Source organism: Candidatus Cloacimonadota bacterium (assembly GCA_011372345.1).
Lineage (GTDB): Bacteria > Cloacimonadota > Cloacimonadia > Cloacimonadales > TCS61 > DRTC01.
Genome location: DRTC01000443.1, coordinates 1 through 1,716, shown reverse-complemented (window position 1 = coordinate 1,716; position 1,716 = coordinate 1). Strand labels below are relative to the sequence as shown.

General features: G+C 37.2%; 2 protein-coding genes. Both read right to left on the bottom strand.

All coding sequences use genetic code 11. The features are described from left to right. A partial coding sequence (locus ENL20_08610) for an ATP-binding cassette domain-containing protein (protein ID HHE38618.1) occupies positions 1 to 432 on the bottom strand: 432 nt, incomplete at its 3' end. A gap of 73 nt (positions 433 to 505) precedes the next feature. Beyond that, on the bottom strand, positions 506 to 1,716 hold a 1,211-nt coding region (gene mtaB, locus ENL20_08605; GenBank protein ID HHE38617.1), incomplete at its 5' end, for a tRNA (N(6)-L-threonylcarbamoyladenosine(37)-C(2))-methylthiotransferase MtaB.

Sequence of the window (1,716 nt, the reverse complement as noted above, 5' to 3'; positions counted from 1 at the left end):
TTTTTTCATACCACCGCTCAACTCGGAAGGCATTTTGGACATCACATTTTTCAATCCCACCAAATTCAATTTTTCTTCTACGATGCGATAAATCTCTTTATCATTTTTTTTTGTATGTTCTTTGAGCGGTAAAGCTACATTCTGATAGACAGTGAGTGAATCAAGCAGAGCAGCCCCCTGAAACAGCATAGCAATTTTTTTTCGAATCCGTCTTACTCCGTCCCTGTTTTGAACCAATAAGTTTTCACCATCAATTTCTATATTACCGGAATCTGGGATAATCAGGCCTTCGATTGCCTTCATAAGTACGCTTTTCCCGCAACCGCTTGCTCCTACAATCGTAGTAATCCTGTTTTTCAGAATCTGCAAATTTATATTCTGCAGAACAGTGTGTTCGCCAAAACTTATTGTTAGATCATTAATTTTTATCACAGTCTGTCCTGAGTAATTTCCCGGTTTTCAAATAAAATTTCACTTTCCTGTCCAATAGCCTTAACGTTAATCTTCACATAGAATCACATTCAAGACGTTCAGAAATTTGCTCCACGTTTATTCGTTTCACTTCCAATCCATCGAATTTTTTTTGGAACGGAACAAAGTGTAAATACTTTTTTTTCAGATTTTTTTCAGACGAAAGATAAATTCTGATGAAATGATCGGAAAGCGTGGTCCAAAAGCCATCTTTTTTCTGTTCGATCACTCCCCGCAGAATAATCTCCGAATCCAGAAGGGTTGAAAGATAATTATCGGTTTTCTTTTTAGAAAGCTGTGCCAAAATATTGCTACGTTGATTAATGATTTTACCATTAACTTGATTTGTCATTTTTGCGGCACGTGTGCCAGGACGCCGGGAATATGAAAATACATGCAGATAATTAAAATCAAGCTGCGAAAGATAAGAATAAGTTTTTTGGAAAAGTTCATCGGTTTCACCCGGTAATCCGGCGATCACATCCAGCCCAATAGCGCAGTAAGGAAAAATCTGTCTCAGCTTTTGAATCGTTTGAGAAAATTCAGTTGTCGTATATCTTCTTCCCATTTTTTGTAGAAGTTCATCACTTCCTGCCTGCAAGGGAATATGAAAATGAGGACAAATTTTTTCACTTTCTCTGAAATAATTCAGAAGAGCTTCGGAAAAAAGTTGAGGTTCAATGGAACTGAGGCGAATTAATTTAACATCCTCGATTTTTTCGATATCTCTCAGCAAATTTGCCAGATAATAATTGTCTTCCTTTTCATGTCCGTATATACCCAGGTTAATGCCACCCAACACAAATTCCCGATAACCATTTTCGGTAAGAATTTGAATTTGTTCCAACACTTTTTCCTTATCACGACTACGGGAATGTCCTCGGGCAAAAGCAACCGCACAATAAGCGCAATAATAATCGCACCCGTCCTGAACTTTGATGAAAGCACGTGTATGATCAATCATCTGTGTGGTGGAAAGCTCATCAAAAATATCTGGATTGCAAGACGACAATTTTTTTTCCTGCTCAATCAAGTTGTAAATTTTACTTTTTTCATTGTTATCCACAATCAAATCAACATCACCAATTTTGCGTATGTCATCATGATTTCTCTGGGAATAACATCCCGTAATAACAACTTTTACAGCAGGATTATTTTCCTTCCGTTGCAATGCTTTTCGCAGTGCATTCCGGCTTTTGTAATCGGTGCGATTGGTAACTGTACAGGAATTTATCAGGTAAATAT